This window comes from Roseateles sp., from assembly GCF_019237615.1.
Taxonomy (GTDB): Bacteria; Pseudomonadota; Gammaproteobacteria; order Burkholderiales; family Burkholderiaceae_C; genus Pelomonas.
On sequence record NZ_JAFAGT010000021.1, the window covers coordinates 1 to 15,705 of the forward strand.

The window sequence follows — 15,705 nt, forward strand, 5'->3', positions numbered from 1 at the left end:
GCCCCTTCGATCCTCGCGCCTTCGACGTCGACGAGATCAACGCCCGGTTCAACGCCCGCGAGTGAGCGCGTCAACAACGGCCGTCACCGGACTATTACGACAGGACGGCAAGGCGATCCGCAATATCGACTTGGCGAGCAGGAGTCAGCAGGCGCCCAACAAGTGAAGTGGTTGCAGGCGCTTCGGGGGCGCCGATTCTGGGCAGTGATGCTCGCGCACCCAATGTCCGTCCGTGAAGTCAGGCTCGCCGTCGGCAGCGCTCATGGTGCAGGCAAAGGCACGTCCGAGCCGAAGTCGGGCCATCGCATGCGAGGGTCAGCCCGACGAGAGTCGATCAACTGCTGATCATTCGCGCGCCGTCGCGAGCCGCATAGGAGCATGGCGGCCGGTTGCTTGACGCCTGAATGTCCATGTGCCCTGTGCCTGGTGGCTCCTGTCAGGTTTTCGAGCGCGTCCGACCGAACAGCGCGGGCGCCATTTCAGCGTGGGCCGCTTCTGGCTCCGCATCCTTTTGAGCCTCTGGCCATAGGTCGGGAAAGTAAAACTGGAGCGCACGACGCGGAATGGCAAACCGCACCTTGCCATACGCTGAATCCGTATTTAGGTAGCCCTGTTTGAGTAGCGAGGACAGCAGGTCGGTGGCAACGCGGTCACCAAGGCCGGTCATTGTCTTGAAGTCCGCGCGTGCAAGCTCTGTTTGGGTGGCGAACAAGTAGTGAAGCGGCTTCAGCGCTTCTCGGCGCACGCCTGCCTTCATTACTGACTCCTCATAGGTCAGCGCGGCTTCTATGCGTCCTTGCATCCCCTCGACGTTCAGCATGCTCGCCATGAAGTCGGCTTGGTCGATGCACATCTCCAGCGCGTAGGTCGTCCACTCGATCAAGCCAGCCTCAGTCAAATTCCCGCGGCCATCCAGGTCGCCGCGTCGATGCTCATCCGCTGCTTGGAGCAATGCCTTGTACTTCGTCTCTGTGCGAGCAAAACCCCGTAGTGGTGACCACAAGCCGTGTGTAAGGCCTGCGGCGTGCAATACGAGGTGGGTATGCAGGCGGGCGACACGTCCGTTGCCATCTAGGAATGGATGTATCCACGCCAGGCGGTGGTGCGACGCCATCGCAGCAACAACAGTCGCCTCTCCACGCCTTGTACGACCGTAAACCTGCCCCCAGCGCTCGATGAAGCGAGGCACAGCCCCGAATGCGGGCGCCTCATGCCGCCCTACGGCGACCTGGCGCTCTCGCACTTGGCCGGGAACCATCTGGGACCCGTCGGAGAGCGTTAGGTCCTCAGGTCTAAGGCCGGCAAAGAGTCGCTCGTGCAGCCACTTCAGTGCTTCTTCCGAGTACAGGCTCTGTACCGCCTCAGCGCTGACGGCGCCGAGTTGTTCCTCGCAGTGCTTTTCGGTTTCGATGTGAGCAACCGCTAGCCGCTGCTTCCGCGCGACGTCAGCGTTGGCTGAGAAGTCCTGCTGAAGGGCTCGCTCGATGTCCGCTGGACGAGTGTGCTCCCCTTCGATGCGGTTGGTGTAGTACGAATTCATGCTGCGCAGCAGCGCACGCAGATCCCCGTGAACATTAGGTCCGGTCTGAGTACCGAGTGCTGTGGCAGCCCTCGTGAGGTCGCTAGCGAGCTCTAGAAGAGGTTCGAGCTGCTCCTGCCGTGGCATCAAAGGTTCGAACTGATGCGGCTGGTCGTACTGCAAGATCTTCTGCGCATCCATCTGCGAGATTGTATGCGCCCTCATCCTCCTATGAAAACTCTTATCTTCTTCCTCTTCATCTGCGAGATATCACGCTTGTTATGCCTCTTCTAGGCATCACACTTGTTACTCGAATCAGCCCTCCTAGTGCGCCAACCCCCTTCTTAGGGACCTCGGGAAGGGTCAAAGTTGCCTACTTCTCCTCTCTGAGAGGTTGGATAGCGTGCCCCTGTCCCCCATCATCGCGAACACAGGCGTCTCGAAGATCGCTCGTGCGATGTCCAGCAGCAGCTGGACGGTTCGAACGTAGGCGTCGTTCATGTCGGCCGCTTCAGATTGAGCCGCTCGCCGGACTTGGTGGTGGACAGCCGCAGCGTCATGCCCTGCACCACAACCGCGATCGTCGAACTCGGTGCCGGCTCTGAGCGCGTCACGGCGACAAGGCGTCGGCGTCGGCGTCGGCGTCGGCGTCGGCGTCGGCGTCGGCGTCGGCGTCGGCGTCGGCGTCGAGAACCTGGCCCCGGTCATGGGAAAGCGTGCCGACGCGACGCATCTCGTCAAGGTCGCTGTCGAGCCAGACCTCCAGATCCGAACCGCTCATTTCGCGCTCTCACGCTTGATGGCCGCGGCAGTACGTCTGGACTTCGGCGGGGAGTCCATCTGGAGATCCTGCAGCTTCCTCCCGACCCGATCGTCGGCTGCCACCGCGTCGATATCCTTGTCCAAGCCGAGCACCGCAAGCACCCCGCAGATACGTGCCAAGCGTTGCACCGGGATCTCCGGCTTCGACGTTGTACAGCGAGGTGCGGGAAATGCCTGCTCGCTGCGCCACCGTTGTGGTGGTCAGCTTGCGGCGCAACCGGGCAAGACGCACGCGCTCACCCAGCGCAGCGAGCATGCGCTGCTCCTGGCGGAATATGACGGGAGGTCTGCTGGGCATTGGCTCGACCGGCATAGACAAAACGTTCACCATTACGGACAAGAAGAAATGCTTTTGTCCATAGTGGTGATGCGCGCAGGCTGCCTCAAAGAGGAACGCTTTCGAGGCCAGGGCGGCGGACCGCCCCAAAGCTTCACAGTTTCTCGTCAGAGCCTTGCCTCTGTCCCGGCCATGCTGAAGCATGGCTCTACGGGAGAGCGGCACGAGCGGGACGTGAACCCATTGCCACGGCCACCCACCGCTCTCAATCACAGCTCAAATCGCGGGCCATCCCAGCCTCGCCTGGCACCGCCGGCGGCGGCCTCACATGAAGCCAGGATTGCGCGGCAGATAGCGCGCCCAGTCACCGCAGTCGCGATCGGCCATCAGCACCATGGGGAGCATGAAGCGCAGGCCCTGGTCGGCCGCGATCGCGAGTGCATCGCTCGCACCGGGGACGAACACGGAAATCCACGGCGCATCGCCCGCGACCGCCAGCGCCAGCGCCGTCCGGAAGGCCGCGGGCATGGCCCCGGCGTGCAGCACGGCCAGCGGGCCCACATGTCCCGTGCTGTCGACATACGCATAGCCCACCCGCTCGCCGCCCTCCTCGAGGAACACGCCCGTCATCGCCACATCGCTCAGCAGGTAGCGGTGATGCTTCTCCCGTCCAACGCTCAGCGTCGCGAGGTCCAGTTGTCGCAACGTCTCGAGGTCGGCCGTCGTCGCCCGGATAGGGCTGGTGCGGAGCGTCGGGTCCCAGGCCCGGCGCGCCATTGCCCCGCGCTCGGCGCCGCACAGGTGGATGACCTGGCGTGGCAACAGGCCGTGCCGGACATACAGCCCCTGTGACGCGACATTGAACGCAAAGGTGATCAGGCCCTTGGTTGCCGCGCCGGCCTCGCGGGCATGCTGGAGGGCGCGGTCCAGCAGCTCGTTGCCGATGCCATCGCCCTGGCGCTCGGGAGCGACGAACAGCTCCGCAAGAAACCAGAGCCGATCGCAGGTCCAGCTCTGCGCGAAGCCGACCATTTCGCCGCCGTCCTCGGCCAGCCAGGTACCGCGCGCGTCGTCCCGCAGGCAGAAGGCCTGGAAGTTCGGCGGACGCACCCGGGCTATCGGCCCGAAGCCGTGGCGGGAGGTCAGGTCGTTGATGCTGCGAACGACCAGCTCCTGGGCACGCGCCAGATCGTCGGCGCGCGCAGGTCGCACGACATGCGGCATGGCACCAGCTCCGAAGCGGGGGCCTGCGTTGTATAGCAGAAGGCCTTGCCGGAGCCAAATTCGCGGCCCGCGGCGTTCATGGGCCGATGCCGGCATTGGCGCCGGAGCCCCCGTCAATGGCGCTTGGGCACCTCGTCGTGTACGGACGCGCCGGCCTCCGAGACCTTGGCTGCCAGCTCGTAGTCGCGCAGCCAGCCCTGGAACTCGGCGGCCGGCATGGGTCTCGCGATGAAGTAGCCCTGCGCATAGTCGCAACCCAGCCGCACCAGCTGATCCCAGTGATCCGCGGTTTCTATGCCCTCTGCGACGATGCGGCGCCCGAGGTCATGTACCAGGTCTATGGTCGACCGCACGATGGTGGCCGAGTCCCTGCTGGTCAGCATGTCGCGAACGAAGGACTGGTCGATCTTGATGTAGTCCACCGGCAGGCGCTGCAGATAGCTCAGCGACGAGTAGCCGGTGCCGAAGTCGTCCAGGTAGAGCGGGATGCCCATGTCGCGCAGGTTACGCAGCACATGCAGTGCGAACTCGGCGTCCTCCATCACCGCGCTTTCCGTGATCTCCAGCTCCAGCGTGCCCCGCGGCGCCGCGAACTCCGCCAGCAGGCGCCGAATCTGTTCCTGCAGTTCCACGTCCCTCAGGTTGCGGGCCGAGAGATTCACCGCGATCGGCAACGCGCCGCCCTCGATGGCCCAGGCCCGGTTCTGTTGCAGCACCGCCCTGATCATCCACTCCGTCAGGGGCCGGATCAGGCCCGTGTGCTCGGCCAGCTCGATAAACTCCTGCGGCGAAACCATGCCGCGCATGGGATGCTGCCAGCGCACCAGGGCCTCGGCCCCGCAGACGCGGCCGCTGAACAGCTCGACCTTGGGCTGCAGGTAGAGCCGGAGCTGGTCCTCCTCGATCGCACGGCGCAGCTCCGACGCCATGCTGAGCCGGCCCGGCTGCTCGGCCCCCCTGACGGGGTCAAAGATGGTCTGGCGCAGCCCGCGCTGCCGCGCCTGCTGGACCGCAATGTCCATGTGGCGGAAGAAGTCATGTGGCGTGGCGCCATGCTCCGGGAACAGCGCAACGCCGGTCTTGGAGGACACGTCGAGCGGAATGTCCGCGATCTGGAAGGGCTCGGACAGCACGTCGGCGACGCGGCGCGCGAACGTCGTCGCCGCGGTCCGGTCGCTGTCGGAGATCAGGATCGCGAACTCGTCGCCACGCAGCCGCGCGACCAGCGCCGGCTCGGGAGCGACGGCCCGCAACCTGGCGCCAAATTCACGCAGCATCTGGTCGCCCTGCTTGAAGCCGAGCGCGTCGTTGACCTCGCGCAGCCGGTCGATGTTGATCTGCAGCGCCGCAAACGGCTGCTGGGTCAGCTGGCTCCTCTCGATCGCCGCGCGCAGGCCCTCGGCGAATTGGGCTTCGTTGGGCAGCCCGGTCAGCGCGTCGAAGTAAGTCAGGCGGTACAAGGCCTCCCGGTCTTGCTCCTGCTGGGTCTGCGACCTGAGCGTGGCGATGCCGAAAGCCAGGTCGTCGGCCGACTCGGTCAGCAGGATCGCCTCGTCGGCATCGAAGACCTCCGGCTCGACGTCGTAGATGGCCAGCGCCCCGACGACGCGGCCGTCCACCCGCAACGGGCAGGCCAGCGCCGACCGCTGCCCGCCGAGGTGCCGCCGCCATGCCCCGTACTTCGGGCTGGAGGCCATGTCGCCGACGACGGTGACCTCATCGTTGCGCACCGAGTGCGCCGCGGCGCCGCCGCTGAACTCGCCCTCGCGCCAGCTGACGCGCAGCAGCCGCAGCGCAGCCAGCCCTCCCGGGTAGCCGCGCTCGGCCATGGGCATCAGCGTGCCAAACGCGTCGTCATGGCGGAACCAGACAATGGCCATGCCATAGCCTCCAGTGGAGACGATGGCCTCGCACATTCCGTCCAGCAGCTCGGCCTCGGTGACAGCCCGCAACATGGTCCGGTTGCCCGCGCTGAGCGTGTGCAGCGCGCGCGTCGTGCGCTCGAGCTCGCGCACGCGCTGGGCGAGCTCGCCGTTCAGCGACTGGATATGCGCCTCCGAGCGCTTGCGTTCCGTGATGTCGGAGCCCAGCACGTAGTAGCCGCTGACCTTCCCATCGACGTCGCGCTGCGGCACATAGCTGATGACCTGCCAGACGTCCGGGAAGGGCTGCCAGTCGTAGGTCTGCGGCTCGCCCTGCAGCACCCGCTTGATCATGGGTTCGGCGATGGCATAGCGCGCTTCGCCGAGCACCTCGCAGACGGTGCGGCCGACGATGCTGCCCCCCTGGGACGCGAAGCGATCCTCGTACTGCTTGTTGACGTAGACGTAGCGCTGCTGCGCGTCGACATAGGCGATCATGGCCGGCACATTGCTGGTGACGCTGCGCAGATGTGCCTCGCTCTGGCGCAGTTGCTCCGTGCGCTCGTCCACCCGCGCGGTCAGCAACCGGTTCTGCGCCTCGATGCCAAGCTTGGCACGTCGCTCCAACGTCACGTCCCGAAACGCCAGGACCATGCCGCGGATGTGCCCCAGCAGATCTTGCTTGGGCGTGGCTGAATAGGCGATCTGGTGCTCGCTGCCGTCGCGCGCCAGCAGCAGGAGATCACTCTCCGCGTTCTGTGGCTCGCCACTGGCCATGACCGCGGGCAGCGGCCCGGGCAGCGGCACATGGTTGGTCCCGCTGCGCAGCGCAAACACCGCGTCAACATGCCGGCCAATGGCATCGGCGGCGGTCCAGCCGGTCATGCGCTCCGCCGCCGGATTGATGCGCGTGACCCTGCCATCGACATCGGTCGTCATGACGCCATCAGCGATGCAGCGCAGCGTGATGGCGAGCCGCCCCTCACTGTCCTCGAGCTGCTGGCTGCTCGCATCGAGGCGCTTGAGCTGCCTGCGGATCAGTCCATAGGTGGCCGCCAGCATGGCAAGCCACGCGCCGACCATCGCTCCGCCCACCACGTTCAGCAGGCGGCCCTTCTCCTGTCCATTGGAGATCAGCAACTCGAGCCGGTGGCTCTCATCCTCCTCCATGGCATCCAGCAGGCGATGAGCGCGCAGGCGGGTCTCCTGAAGGGGAGCGCTGGCGACATAGGCGTCAGCCACCGCGCGGCCCTCGAAGGCGCGCAGCACCTCGATCTGGCGCGACATCGCCAGCCGCTGCGCCAGCACCGCGCGCAACTCCTGCCAGCGAGCCTGCTGCGCCGCGTTGTCGACCGTCCACTGCCCGATCTCGTCGAGGGACTGCTCGCGCCTGGCGATGGCGAGATCGCGCGCCTGCAGATGCTCCGGGGCGGCCGTGATGCGGAAGCTCTGCGTGCTCAGCTCGATCTGCAGCGTGGCCGAGCGGGTATAGGCCAGGCCGTGCATCACCTTCTGAGTCCGCACGACCTGCCGCGCCGCTTCGGCGGCTTCGTTGGCCAGGTGCCAGATGACGAAGGACAGCCCAGCCACCATCGCGATGGCCAAGGCGAACGCGAAGCGAACCTGGCTCTCGAAGCTTGTGGTCTGTTGCACGCTCCCCCCTTAGGCAGCGGCGGCGGCGCCCTTCCGGTCGACCGCCTCGTTCGGGAAGCGATTATTCGCCTCAGCCGGCCTTGCGTTCAACTGCCGCAGCAAACTGTGGCCGGCGCGCGCCACGCCTGGCCACGTCGGGGCCTCAGGCGCCGACGTGGCGCGACAGCCCCTCCACCAGGGCCTCGAAGACGACCCGACAGGCCGTGTTCTGGCGCAGGTCCTCGTGCATGGCGATCCAGGTCTCCAGCGGCCAGCAAAACTGGGCCGCCAGCACGCGCTCCAGCACCGGCTCGCGCCTTGCCAGCACCGCCTGGCAGATGCCTATGCCGGCACCGGCGCGCAGCAGCGCGAGCTGGGCCAGGTCCGAATCGCTGCGCAGCGCAAAGCTGTCGCGGCCAAGGCCGCCAAGGCGCTTGACGCCCATGCGGATGAAGGGCGTCGGTGTGTCGAAGCCGATCAGCGCGTGGCCGCGCAGCTCGGCCAGCGTCGCCGGCCGGCCGTGGCGGTCCAGATAGTCGGGCCGTGCATGCAGGCCCAGCTCGATGCTGCCGATGCGCCGGGCCACCAGTTGGCCCTGCTCGGGCGCCGTCATGCGCACGGCGATGTCGGCCTCGCGGCGCAGCAGATCCTGCAGCTGGTTGCTCAACGCCAGCTCCAGCACCAGGCCCGGGTGGCGCTCGCGCAGCCCGGCCAGCACGCCGGCCAGCACCTCCACGCCTATGACCTCGCTGGCCGTCACGCGCACCGTGCCGCAGACCTCGTCGCCGCGCGCCGTCGCCGCCCGCTGCAGCGCCGCGGCGGCGGCCTCCATCTGCTCGGCATGGCCGCGCAGCGCCAGCGCCGCATCGGTGGCCAGCAGGCCGGTCGGCGAGCGGGTGAACAGCGGCTGGCCCAACGCCTGCTCCAGCGCGGCGACATGGCGGCCGACAGTCGGCTGGGTCAGTCCCAGCACCCGCGCGGCACCCGACAGGGAGCCCTCTCGCAGCACGCCGAGGAAGGTGTGCAGCAGCTCCCAGGGCAGCGTCGATGTCATACACAAATGTATAGCTGCACCGCCATCTTTGGCAATTCTCAAATAGGTCGCTGGTTTCCAGAATGACGGCCATCGACAACGAACTGGAGTGCAGCGATGCAGGACAAGGCAAAGACGGCCCTGGTGCTGGGTGCGAGCGGCGGTATCGGCGGAGAGGTGGCGCGGCAGCTGCACGACGCGGGCTGGCGGGTCTCGGGTCTGAAGCGCGGCCTGGCGGCGTCGCAGGAGACGCGCGACGGCATCCAATGGCGGCGCGGCGACGCGCTGAACGCGGCCGACGTCGCTGGCGCGGCCCATGGCTGCGGCGTCATCGTGCATGCCGTCAATCCGCCCGGCTACCGCGACTGGGATCGCGTCGTGCTGCCCATGCTGGAGCACAGCCTGGCCGCGGCGCGGGCCGAGGGCGCGACGCTGCTGCTGCCCGGCACGGTCTACAACTTCGGCCCCGACGCCTTCCCGCTGCTGCGCGAGGACGCGCCGCAACGGCCCCTCACGCGCAAGGGCGCGATCCGCGTCGAGATGGAGGCGCGGCTGCGCGCGGCCAGCACGGCGGGGCTGCGCGTCATCATCGTCAGGGCCGGCGACTTCTTCGGGCCACGGCCAGGCAACAACTGGTTCTCGCAGGGGCTTGTGAAGCCGGGCCGGCCGGTGACGGCGATCGGCAACCCCGCCTCGCCGGGCACCGGCCACCAGTGGGCCTACTTGCCAGACGTGGCGCGCACCATGGTCGAGTTGCTGGCGCGGCGCGACAGCCTGCCGGCCTTCGCAAGCTTCCATATGGCCGGCCACTGGGACGCCAACGGCCGCCAGATGGCCGAGGCCATCCAGCGCGTCGTCGCTCGCCACGGCGGCAGGCCGCCGCGCATCACCGCCTTCCCCTGGTGGCTGCTGAACCTGGCCTCGCCCTTTGTCGCCACCCTCAGGGAGATGCGCGAGATGCGCTATCTCTGGCAGCAGCCCGTGCGCATGGACAACGCCCGCCTCGTCGCCACGCTGGGCAGCGAGCCGCACACGCCACTGGACGAGGCCGTCGAAGCCGCGCTGCGAGGCCTGGGCTGCCTGCCGACGCCGATGACCGGCCGTAACATGGACTCCAGCTCATTCGTCGGGACTCCGCCATGACCTACTGCGTCGCCATGCGCCTGCGTGCGGGCCTGCTGTTCGCGTCCGACACCCGCACCAACGCCGGGGTCGATCACATCGCCAGCTTCCGCAAGATGTACCAGTTCCAGGTCCCGCACCAGCGCGAGATCATCATCCTGACCGCGGGCAACCTGGCGACGACGCAGTCCGTCATCTCGGTTCTGAACCAGCGCCTGCACGGCGATGGCGAGCACCTGCTCAACGTGCCGTCGCTGTACGACGCAGCCGTGCTGCTGGGCCGCACGCTGAAGGAGATCGTCGCGCGTGACAGCGACGACCAGCAGGGCGGTGTGGACTTCAGCGCCAACATGCTGCTGGGCGGCCAGATCAAGGGCGAAGGTCCGCGCCTCTTTCACGTCTACCCGCAGGGCAACTTCATAGAGGCGACGGAGGACACGCCCTATTTCCAGATCGGCGAGAGCAAGTACGGCAAACCCATCATCGACCGCGTCGTCCGTTACGAGACGACGCCGCTGGACGAGACCGCCAAATGCACGCTCGTCAGCTTCGACTCGACCATCCAATCCAACCTGTCGGTGGGCCTGCCCATCGACATGGTCATGCTGCGCGCCAACCAGTTCGAGCAGGCCATGGGGCCACCCAACCGCATCGAGCGCGACGACCCCTATTTCCAGGCGCTGCGCCAGGGTTGGAGCGCCGGACTCAGGAAAGTCTTCGACGATCTGCCCAACGAGCCCTGGTTCGAGGCCTAGCCCCCTGCCGCCTGACGGCGGCTCCCTCAAGGGTGGCACCGCCAGCGGCCCGGCGGAGCCGGTTCCGCGGCAACCGCCGGATGAGGTGACGCGCCAGCGCGCGTCGCCGTCAAATCGGGCCGAGCACGCGCATCGAGTAGTCGACGGCCCTGACGTCCTTGGTCAGGCGCCCGATGGAGATGCGGTCCACGCCGGTGGCAGCGATCCAGCGCAGCTGCTCCAGCGCTACGCCGCCCGACACCTCCAGCAGCGCCCGACCGGCGTTGACGGCCACGGCCTCGCGCATCTGCGGCTCGCTGAAGTTATCGAGCAACACGCTGACGGCGCCGGCCTCCAACGCCTCGCGCAACTGCGCGATGGTCTCGACCTCGACCTGGATGTCCACGCCCGACTGCAGCGCCTGGGCCGCCCGCAGCGCCTCGCCCACGCCTCCGGCCGCGGCGATGTGGTTCTCCTTGATGAGAATGCCGGCATACAGCGCCAGCCGCTGGTTCTGGCCGCCGCCCACACGCACCGCGTACTTCTGCGCCAGGCGCAGGCCGGGGACGGTCTTGCGGGTGTCGAGGATGGCGCAGCCCTTGGCGTTCGGGCTGGCGCCGGCCACCGCGTCGACATGGGCACGCGTGATCGTCGCCGTGCCGGACAGCAGCTGCAGGAAGTTCAGCGCCGGCCGCTCGGCGCTCAGCAGCGCGCGGCCATCGGCCTCAATGCGGCAGACGATGCCGTCCGCCGTCATCGAGGCGCCCTCGTCGTAAAGCCAGGCTATGCGGGCCGTCGCGTCCAGCGCGGCGAACACGCCGTCGAACCAGTCGCGCCCGCACAGCACGGCCGCCTCGCGCACCCGCACCTGGGCGGCCACGCGCCGGCCCACGGGCACCAGCAGGGCCGTCCAGTCGCAATGGCCGATGTCCTCGGCCAGCGCCTCGTGGATGTTGCGGGCGCGCGCCTGCGCCAGCGTCTCCTCAGAAGAAAACATCGCCACTCACTCCGCGGGGCCGACGATCAGCCGGATCTCGCCCAGGCCCTCGATGCGGCCCACCAGTTCGTCACCCGGCAGCACCGCGCCCACGCCGGCCGGCGTGCCCGTGTAGATCAGATCGCCGGGGTGCAGGTGGTAGAGATGCGAGAGGTTGGCGACGATCTCGGCGGCGTTCCAGATCATGTCGGCCAGGTCACCATGCTGCTTCTCCACGCCGTTGACGGCCAGCGTGATGGCGCCCTTGTCGAGGCGGCCGATGTCGGCCACGCGCGCAATCTCGCCCAGGATGGCCGACTGGTCGAAGCCCTTGGCCGTGTCCCAGGGCTTGCCCGCCGCCTTGGCCGCGGCCTGCAGGTCGCGGCGCGTCATGTCCAGGCCCGTGGCATAGCCCCAGATCGCGGCCTGGGCCGCCTCGGGCGTGACCTTGAACACCGGCGCGCCCAGGGCCAGCACCAGCTCCATCTCGTAGTGGTAGTTCCGGGTTTCTGTGGGATAGGGCACCGTCGCGCCGGAGGGCGTCAGCGCCGTTGCCGGCTTGGTGAAGTAGAACGGCGGCTCGCGCGTCGGGTCGGCGCCCATCTCACGGGCATGATCGGCATAGTTGCGGCCGACGCAGAAGATGCGCCGCACCGCGTAACGGGCCTCGGTGCCACGCACCGCGGCACTGGGTATTTCGACCGGAGGAAAGACGAAGTTGCTCATGGCAAGGCATAGCCGATTGGGACAGACCGCACAGCATACTGGGCTGGCTTTTCTGCTGCTGGCACTGATGCTGCTGACCGGCTGCGCGACGCGCTCCGGCGGCAGCAGCAGCGAGCGCGACGGCCCCGAGCGCAACCCACCACCCCACCTCGGCAGCGTGCCTGACGCCGTACCGCGCCTGGACCCCGTCCGCGTCGGCGGCCCCAACAAGCCCTATGAGGTGCTGGGCGAGCGCTACGAGCCGCTGAAGGGTGACGTCGCCTACGCAGAAAAGGGCCTGGCCTCCTGGTACGGCAAGAAGTTCCACGGCCGCCCCACAGCCAGCGGCGAGGTCTACAACATGTACGCGATGACGGCCGCGCACGCCACGCTGCCCATCCCCAGCTATGCCCGCGTGCGCAACCCGTCCAACGGACGCGAGGTCATCGTCCGCATCAACGATCGTGGCCCCTTCCACAAGGGCCGCATCATCGACCTCAGCTACACCGCGGCGCTGAGGCTGGACGTGCTGCATGGCGTGACGTCGGTGGAAGTGCGGCGCATCACGCACGCCGAGATCCGCGCCGGCAACTGGGTCAAGCCTGCCGGCGAGCCCGTGCCGGTGTTCGTGCCCGACGCGCCGCCAGGCGGGCCGCTGCGCGAGACCACCTCGCCGGCCATGGCCGCGGGCGACGGCGTGTACTGGCTGCAGTTCGGCACCTTTGCCAGGCTGGACGGCGCCGAAGGCCTGCGCCAGCGCGTTGCCGAGGCCGACCTCAGCCTGCTGCCGCTGCTGACCATCGTGCGAGAAGCCGGCCGCCACCATCTGCGCGCCGGGCCCTTCCCCAGCCTGGACGAGGCTCGCGCCACGGCCGCGCGGCTGCGCAACGCAGGCGGGATCGACGCGAGCCTGGTGGAGAAGCGGTGAAACGCGCTGCCCGCGCCCTGCGGGGCGGCGGGCTCAGCGCCCGCCCGCCACGTCCAGCAGCGCGCCCACCGTGTAGCTGGCCGCTTCGCTGAGCAGCCAGGCGATGGCCTCGGCCACCTCCTCGGCACGACCCAGGCGCTGGATGGGTATGGTGGATGCGGCGGCGGCCGCAGCCGCGCCCATGCCGCTGGCCGCATGGATGTCGGTCTCGATGATGCCGGGGCGCACGCCGTTGACGCGTATGCCCTCGCCGATCAGTTCGCGCGCCAGCCCCTTGGTCAGCGTGTCGACAGCGCCCTTGGTGGCGGCGTAGTCCACGTAGATACCGGCCGATCCGAACTCGGCGGCGCGCGAACTGAGGTTGACGATGGCGCCGCCTGCGCCGCCATGCCGCGTGCTCATGCGCCGCGCTGCCTGCTGGCAGCAGCGTAGCGTGCCCAGCACATTGACTTCGAAGAGGCGGCGCCAGCGCTCGGTCGTCATCACCTCCAGCCGCGCGACGGGCGCCACGATGCCGGCGTTGTTGACCAGGCCCGCCAGCCGGCCGCCCTGGGCATCCAGCCGCTCGAACATCGTCGCCACCTGGTCCTCGTCGGCCACGTCGGCCTGCAGCGTGACAGCGCGACGGCCAAGCGCGCGCACCTGGCCTGCCAGCGCGTCTGCTGCGGCAGCGTCGCGCGCGTAGTTGATGGCCACATCCCAGCCCGCCGCGGCGCAGCGCAACGCCGTCGCAGCACCTATGCCCCGCGAACCGCCGGTGATCAGGACCCAGTTCGACACGGGCGACATCATGGCAGCGACCTCACCAGACCTTGCAGTGCTGGCCGGCCGGCTTCACGAGCTTGGCGCCCGGCTTGCACGAAAAGGCGTGCTCGAACTCGGGCATGTTGACGACGACGCCGTTGATGCGCCAGCGGGCCGGCGAATGCGGGTCCACCTTGGCCTGCACGCGCAGCGCCTCGGGACGGGCGTCGGCGCAGTCCCATTGCGCGAAGCCGACGAAGAAACGCTGCTCAGGCGTCAGGCCGTCGCGGTTTTCCAGCGTCTTGCCGGTCATGTGGACCTTCCAGGCCTCCCAGGCGAGCACGAGGCCGCCGAGGTCGGCGAGGTCCTCGCCCAGCGTCAGCCTGGAATTGATCTTGATGTCGTCGACGACGGTGTAGGTCGCGTACTGGTCGGCCACGCAGGCGGCGCGCTGCTCGAAGGCCTGGCCGTCCTTCTTTGTCCACCAGTTCTTCAGGTTGCCCTGGGCGTCGAACTGGCGGCCCTCGTCGTCGAAGCCATGCGTCAGTTCATGGCCTATGGTGCCGCCGGTGTTGCCGTAGTTGGGCGCCTCGTCAAGGCGTGGGTCGTACAGCGGCGCCTGCAGCACACCGGCGGGGAAGTTGATGTCGTTCATCTGTGCGTCGTAGTAGGCGTTCACCGTCTGCGGCGTCATGCCCCACTCGCCGCGGTCCAGCGGCTGGCCTATCTTGGCCAGGCGGCGCTTGGCCTCGAACATGTTGCCGCGGATCACGTTGCCGAGGAAATCGCCGCGCTGCACGGCCAGCGCGGAGTAGTCGCGCCAGCGCTCGGGGTAGCCCACCTTGTTGACGATGGCCTTGAGCTTGGCCTGCGCGCGCGCCTTGGTCTCGGCGCTCATCCAGGCCAGGCCGTCGATGCTGCGCGCCATCGCGGCCTCGATCTCGTCGGTCATCTGCACGGTGGCGGCCTTCAGGTCGGGCGTGAAGTTGCGCGCGACGAACTCCTGGCCCAGCGCCTCGCCCAGCTGCAGGTCCACCAGCTGCACGCAGCGCTTCCAACGCGCCTTCAGCTGCGGCGTGCCGTGCAGGGTCTGGCCGTAGAAGTCGAAGTTGGCCTGCACGAAACCGTTGTCCAGCGCCGGAGCCAGGCTGCTGGCCAGTTGCCAGCGCAGATAGGTCTTCAGGTCGGCCAGGTTCATGGCGCGCAGCCGCGCGCCCAGCGCCTTGAAGAAGGCCGGCTCGGTGACGTTGTAGCGCGCCTGCGCGGGTGCGGTGCCCAACGCAACCTGGTAGGCCGCCCAGTCGAAGCCAGGCATCAAGGCCTGCAGGCCGCGGGCATCGACGACGTGGAAGGTCTTGTAGGGGTCGCGCTTGTCCACCTTGCTGAGCGACGCCTTGGCCAGCACCGTCTCGGTCGCCATCACGCGGCGCGCGGCGGCCCGGGCAGCGGCCGGCTCGTCGCCCAGCAGCTCGAAGATCTGGGCCACATGGGCCTCGTAGGCGGCGCGTATGGTCAGCGTCTTGGCGTCGCGCTTGAGGTAGTAGTCGCGATCGGGCAGGCCCAGGCCGCCGGCCGAGGCGAAGGCAATCTGGCGTGTCGCGTCGGCGAAGTCCTGGCCCGAGCTGAAGCCGAAGAACAGGCGGTCGTTGCCGGCCGTGAGCTGCAGCTGGGCCAGCAGGGCGGGCAGTTCGCGCTTGTCCTGCAGCGCGGCGATGCGGTCCAGCAGCGGCTGCAGGCCCTTGAGGCCGGCGGCCTGCACTGCGGCCTCGTCCATGCAGGCGGCGAAGTAGTCACCCAGCTGGGCCTGGGCGGCCGTGCGCTCCCCTCCCGGCTCGCCGAGCTTGTTCAGCACGCCCCACAGGTAGCGCTGGTTCTCGTTGGCCATCTTGGCGTAGACCGACCAGCGCGACTGGTCCGCGGGGATGGGATTGCCCTTGCTCCAGGCACCGCAGGCATAGCGGTACAAGTCGTCGCAGGGGTCGACGCTGCGGTCCATGGCCGTCACGTCCAGGCTGGGTGTGTAGGGCAGCGCGTCCAGCGGTGTCTCGCCCGCAGCACGGGCCAGCGTCGCCGCCAGCAGGGCGGTGAGCAGCAGTCGTTTCATGGTGTAAAGGCGGTATTGAAGTG

The 15,705-nt window shown here is 68.2% G+C and carries 13 protein-coding genes and 1 pseudogene; 3 read left to right on the forward strand and 11 right to left on the reverse strand.

From position 1 onward, the window contains the following. Positions 1-436 precede the first annotated feature (436 nt). From JOY88_RS03815 to JOY88_RS03840, 7 genes and pseudogenes are all read right to left on the reverse strand, one after another. A complete protein-coding gene (locus JOY88_RS03815; protein WP_293500486.1) occupies positions 437-1,720 on the reverse strand; it encodes a Fic family protein in 1,284 nt (427 codons plus the stop codon). Between the two features lie 409 nt (positions 1,721-2,129). Further along, entirely contained in the window at positions 2,130-2,300 is a 171-nt protein-coding gene (locus JOY88_RS03820; protein WP_293500488.1) for a hypothetical protein, read from the reverse strand. Further along, positions 2,297-2,470: a hypothetical protein gene (locus tag JOY88_RS03825; RefSeq protein WP_293500490.1), complete on the reverse strand. Its 174-nt coding sequence runs from the start codon at positions 2,468-2,470 to the stop codon at positions 2,297-2,299. Before JOY88_RS03825 ends, JOY88_RS03820 begins: the two co-directional genes overlap by 4 nt. A gap of 40 nt (positions 2,471-2,510) precedes the next feature. Beyond that, positions 2,511-2,822 (reverse strand): annotated as a pseudogene (locus tag JOY88_RS23075) (hypothetical protein); the annotation flags it as partial. A gap of 120 nt (positions 2,823-2,942) precedes the next feature. Beyond that, entirely contained in the window at positions 2,943-3,842 is a 900-nt protein-coding gene (locus JOY88_RS03830) for a GNAT family N-acetyltransferase (protein ID WP_293500492.1), read from the reverse strand. Between the two features lie 113 nt (positions 3,843-3,955). Next, the gene (locus tag JOY88_RS03835; RefSeq protein ID WP_293500494.1) at positions 3,956-7,357 is read right to left on the reverse strand and encodes an EAL domain-containing protein; all 3,402 of its coding nucleotides are present in this window, start codon (positions 7,355-7,357) and stop codon (positions 3,956-3,958) included. Between the two features lie 142 nt (positions 7,358-7,499). Continuing rightward, positions 7,500-8,390, reverse strand: a complete 891-nt coding sequence (locus JOY88_RS03840; RefSeq protein WP_293500496.1) for a LysR family transcriptional regulator — start codon at positions 8,388-8,390, stop codon at positions 7,500-7,502. Between the two features lie 96 nt (positions 8,391-8,486). On the opposite strand from JOY88_RS03840, the gene JOY88_RS03845 reads away from it, so the two are divergent. Both JOY88_RS03845 and JOY88_RS03850 read left to right on the forward strand, forming a co-directional pair. Further along, a complete protein-coding gene (locus JOY88_RS03845) occupies positions 8,487-9,512 on the forward strand; it encodes an SDR family oxidoreductase (protein ID WP_293500498.1) in 1,026 nt (341 codons plus the stop codon). Next, entirely contained in the window at positions 9,509-10,246 is a 738-nt protein-coding gene (locus JOY88_RS03850) for a proteasome-type protease (protein ID WP_293500500.1), read from the forward strand. Before JOY88_RS03845 ends, JOY88_RS03850 begins: the two co-directional genes overlap by 4 nt. Before the next feature lie 109 nt (positions 10,247-10,355). Here JOY88_RS03850 and nadC read toward each other — a convergent pair whose 3' ends face one another. Then, on the reverse strand, positions 10,356-11,222 hold the full coding sequence (gene nadC, locus JOY88_RS03855; protein ID WP_293500502.1) for a carboxylating nicotinate-nucleotide diphosphorylase: 867 nt from the start codon (positions 11,220-11,222) through the stop codon (positions 10,356-10,358). Between the two features lie 6 nt (positions 11,223-11,228). Next, the gene (locus tag JOY88_RS03860; protein ID WP_293500503.1) at positions 11,229-11,927 is read right to left on the reverse strand and encodes a fumarylacetoacetate hydrolase family protein; all 699 of its coding nucleotides are present in this window, start codon (positions 11,925-11,927) and stop codon (positions 11,229-11,231) included. Positions 11,928-11,943: 16 nt separating this feature from the next. Between JOY88_RS03860 and JOY88_RS03865 the strand changes: the two genes are divergently transcribed. Further along, positions 11,944-12,834, forward strand: coding sequence for a septal ring lytic transglycosylase RlpA family protein (locus JOY88_RS03865; RefSeq protein ID WP_293500504.1), 891 nt, complete (start codon positions 11,944-11,946; stop codon positions 12,832-12,834). Positions 12,835-12,867: 33 nt separating this feature from the next. Here JOY88_RS03865 and JOY88_RS03870 read toward each other — a convergent pair whose 3' ends face one another. Together JOY88_RS03870 and JOY88_RS03875 are read right to left on the reverse strand one after the other, a co-directional pair. Continuing rightward, complete coding sequence (locus tag JOY88_RS03870) at positions 12,868-13,614, reverse strand: SDR family oxidoreductase (protein ID WP_293500505.1); 747 nt, start codon at positions 13,612-13,614, stop codon at positions 12,868-12,870. Between the two features lie 22 nt (positions 13,615-13,636). Beyond that, positions 13,637-15,682, reverse strand: a complete 2,046-nt coding sequence (locus JOY88_RS03875) for a M13 family metallopeptidase (protein ID WP_293500506.1) — start codon at positions 15,680-15,682, stop codon at positions 13,637-13,639. Between the last annotated feature and the right edge of the window lie 23 nt (positions 15,683-15,705).

Coding starts and splice junctions, on each gene's coding strand:
- JOY88_RS03845 (WP_293500498.1), top strand. CDS start 8,487: ATGCAGGACAAGGCAAAGACGGCCCTGGTGCTGGGTGCGAGCGGCGGT.
- JOY88_RS03840 (WP_293500496.1), bottom strand. CDS start 8,390: ATGACATCGACGCTGCCCTGGGAGCTGCTGCACACCTTCCTCGGCGTG.
- JOY88_RS03815 (WP_293500486.1), bottom strand. CDS start 1,720: ATGGATGCGCAGAAGATCTTGCAGTACGACCAGCCGCATCAGTTCGAA.
- JOY88_RS03820 (WP_293500488.1), bottom strand. CDS start 2,300: ATGAGCGGTTCGGATCTGGAGGTCTGGCTCGACAGCGACCTTGACGAG.
- JOY88_RS03830 (WP_293500492.1), bottom strand. CDS start 3,842: ATGCCGCATGTCGTGCGACCTGCGCGCGCCGACGATCTGGCGCGTGCC.
- nadC (WP_293500502.1), bottom strand. CDS start 11,222: ATGTTTTCTTCTGAGGAGACGCTGGCGCAGGCGCGCGCCCGCAACATC.
- JOY88_RS03850 (WP_293500500.1), top strand. CDS start 9,509: ATGACCTACTGCGTCGCCATGCGCCTGCGTGCGGGCCTGCTGTTCGCG.
- JOY88_RS03875 (WP_293500506.1), bottom strand. CDS start 15,682: ATGAAACGACTGCTGCTCACCGCCCTGCTGGCGGCGACGCTGGCCCGT.
- JOY88_RS03860 (WP_293500503.1), bottom strand. CDS start 11,927: ATGAGCAACTTCGTCTTTCCTCCGGTCGAAATACCCAGTGCCGCGGTG.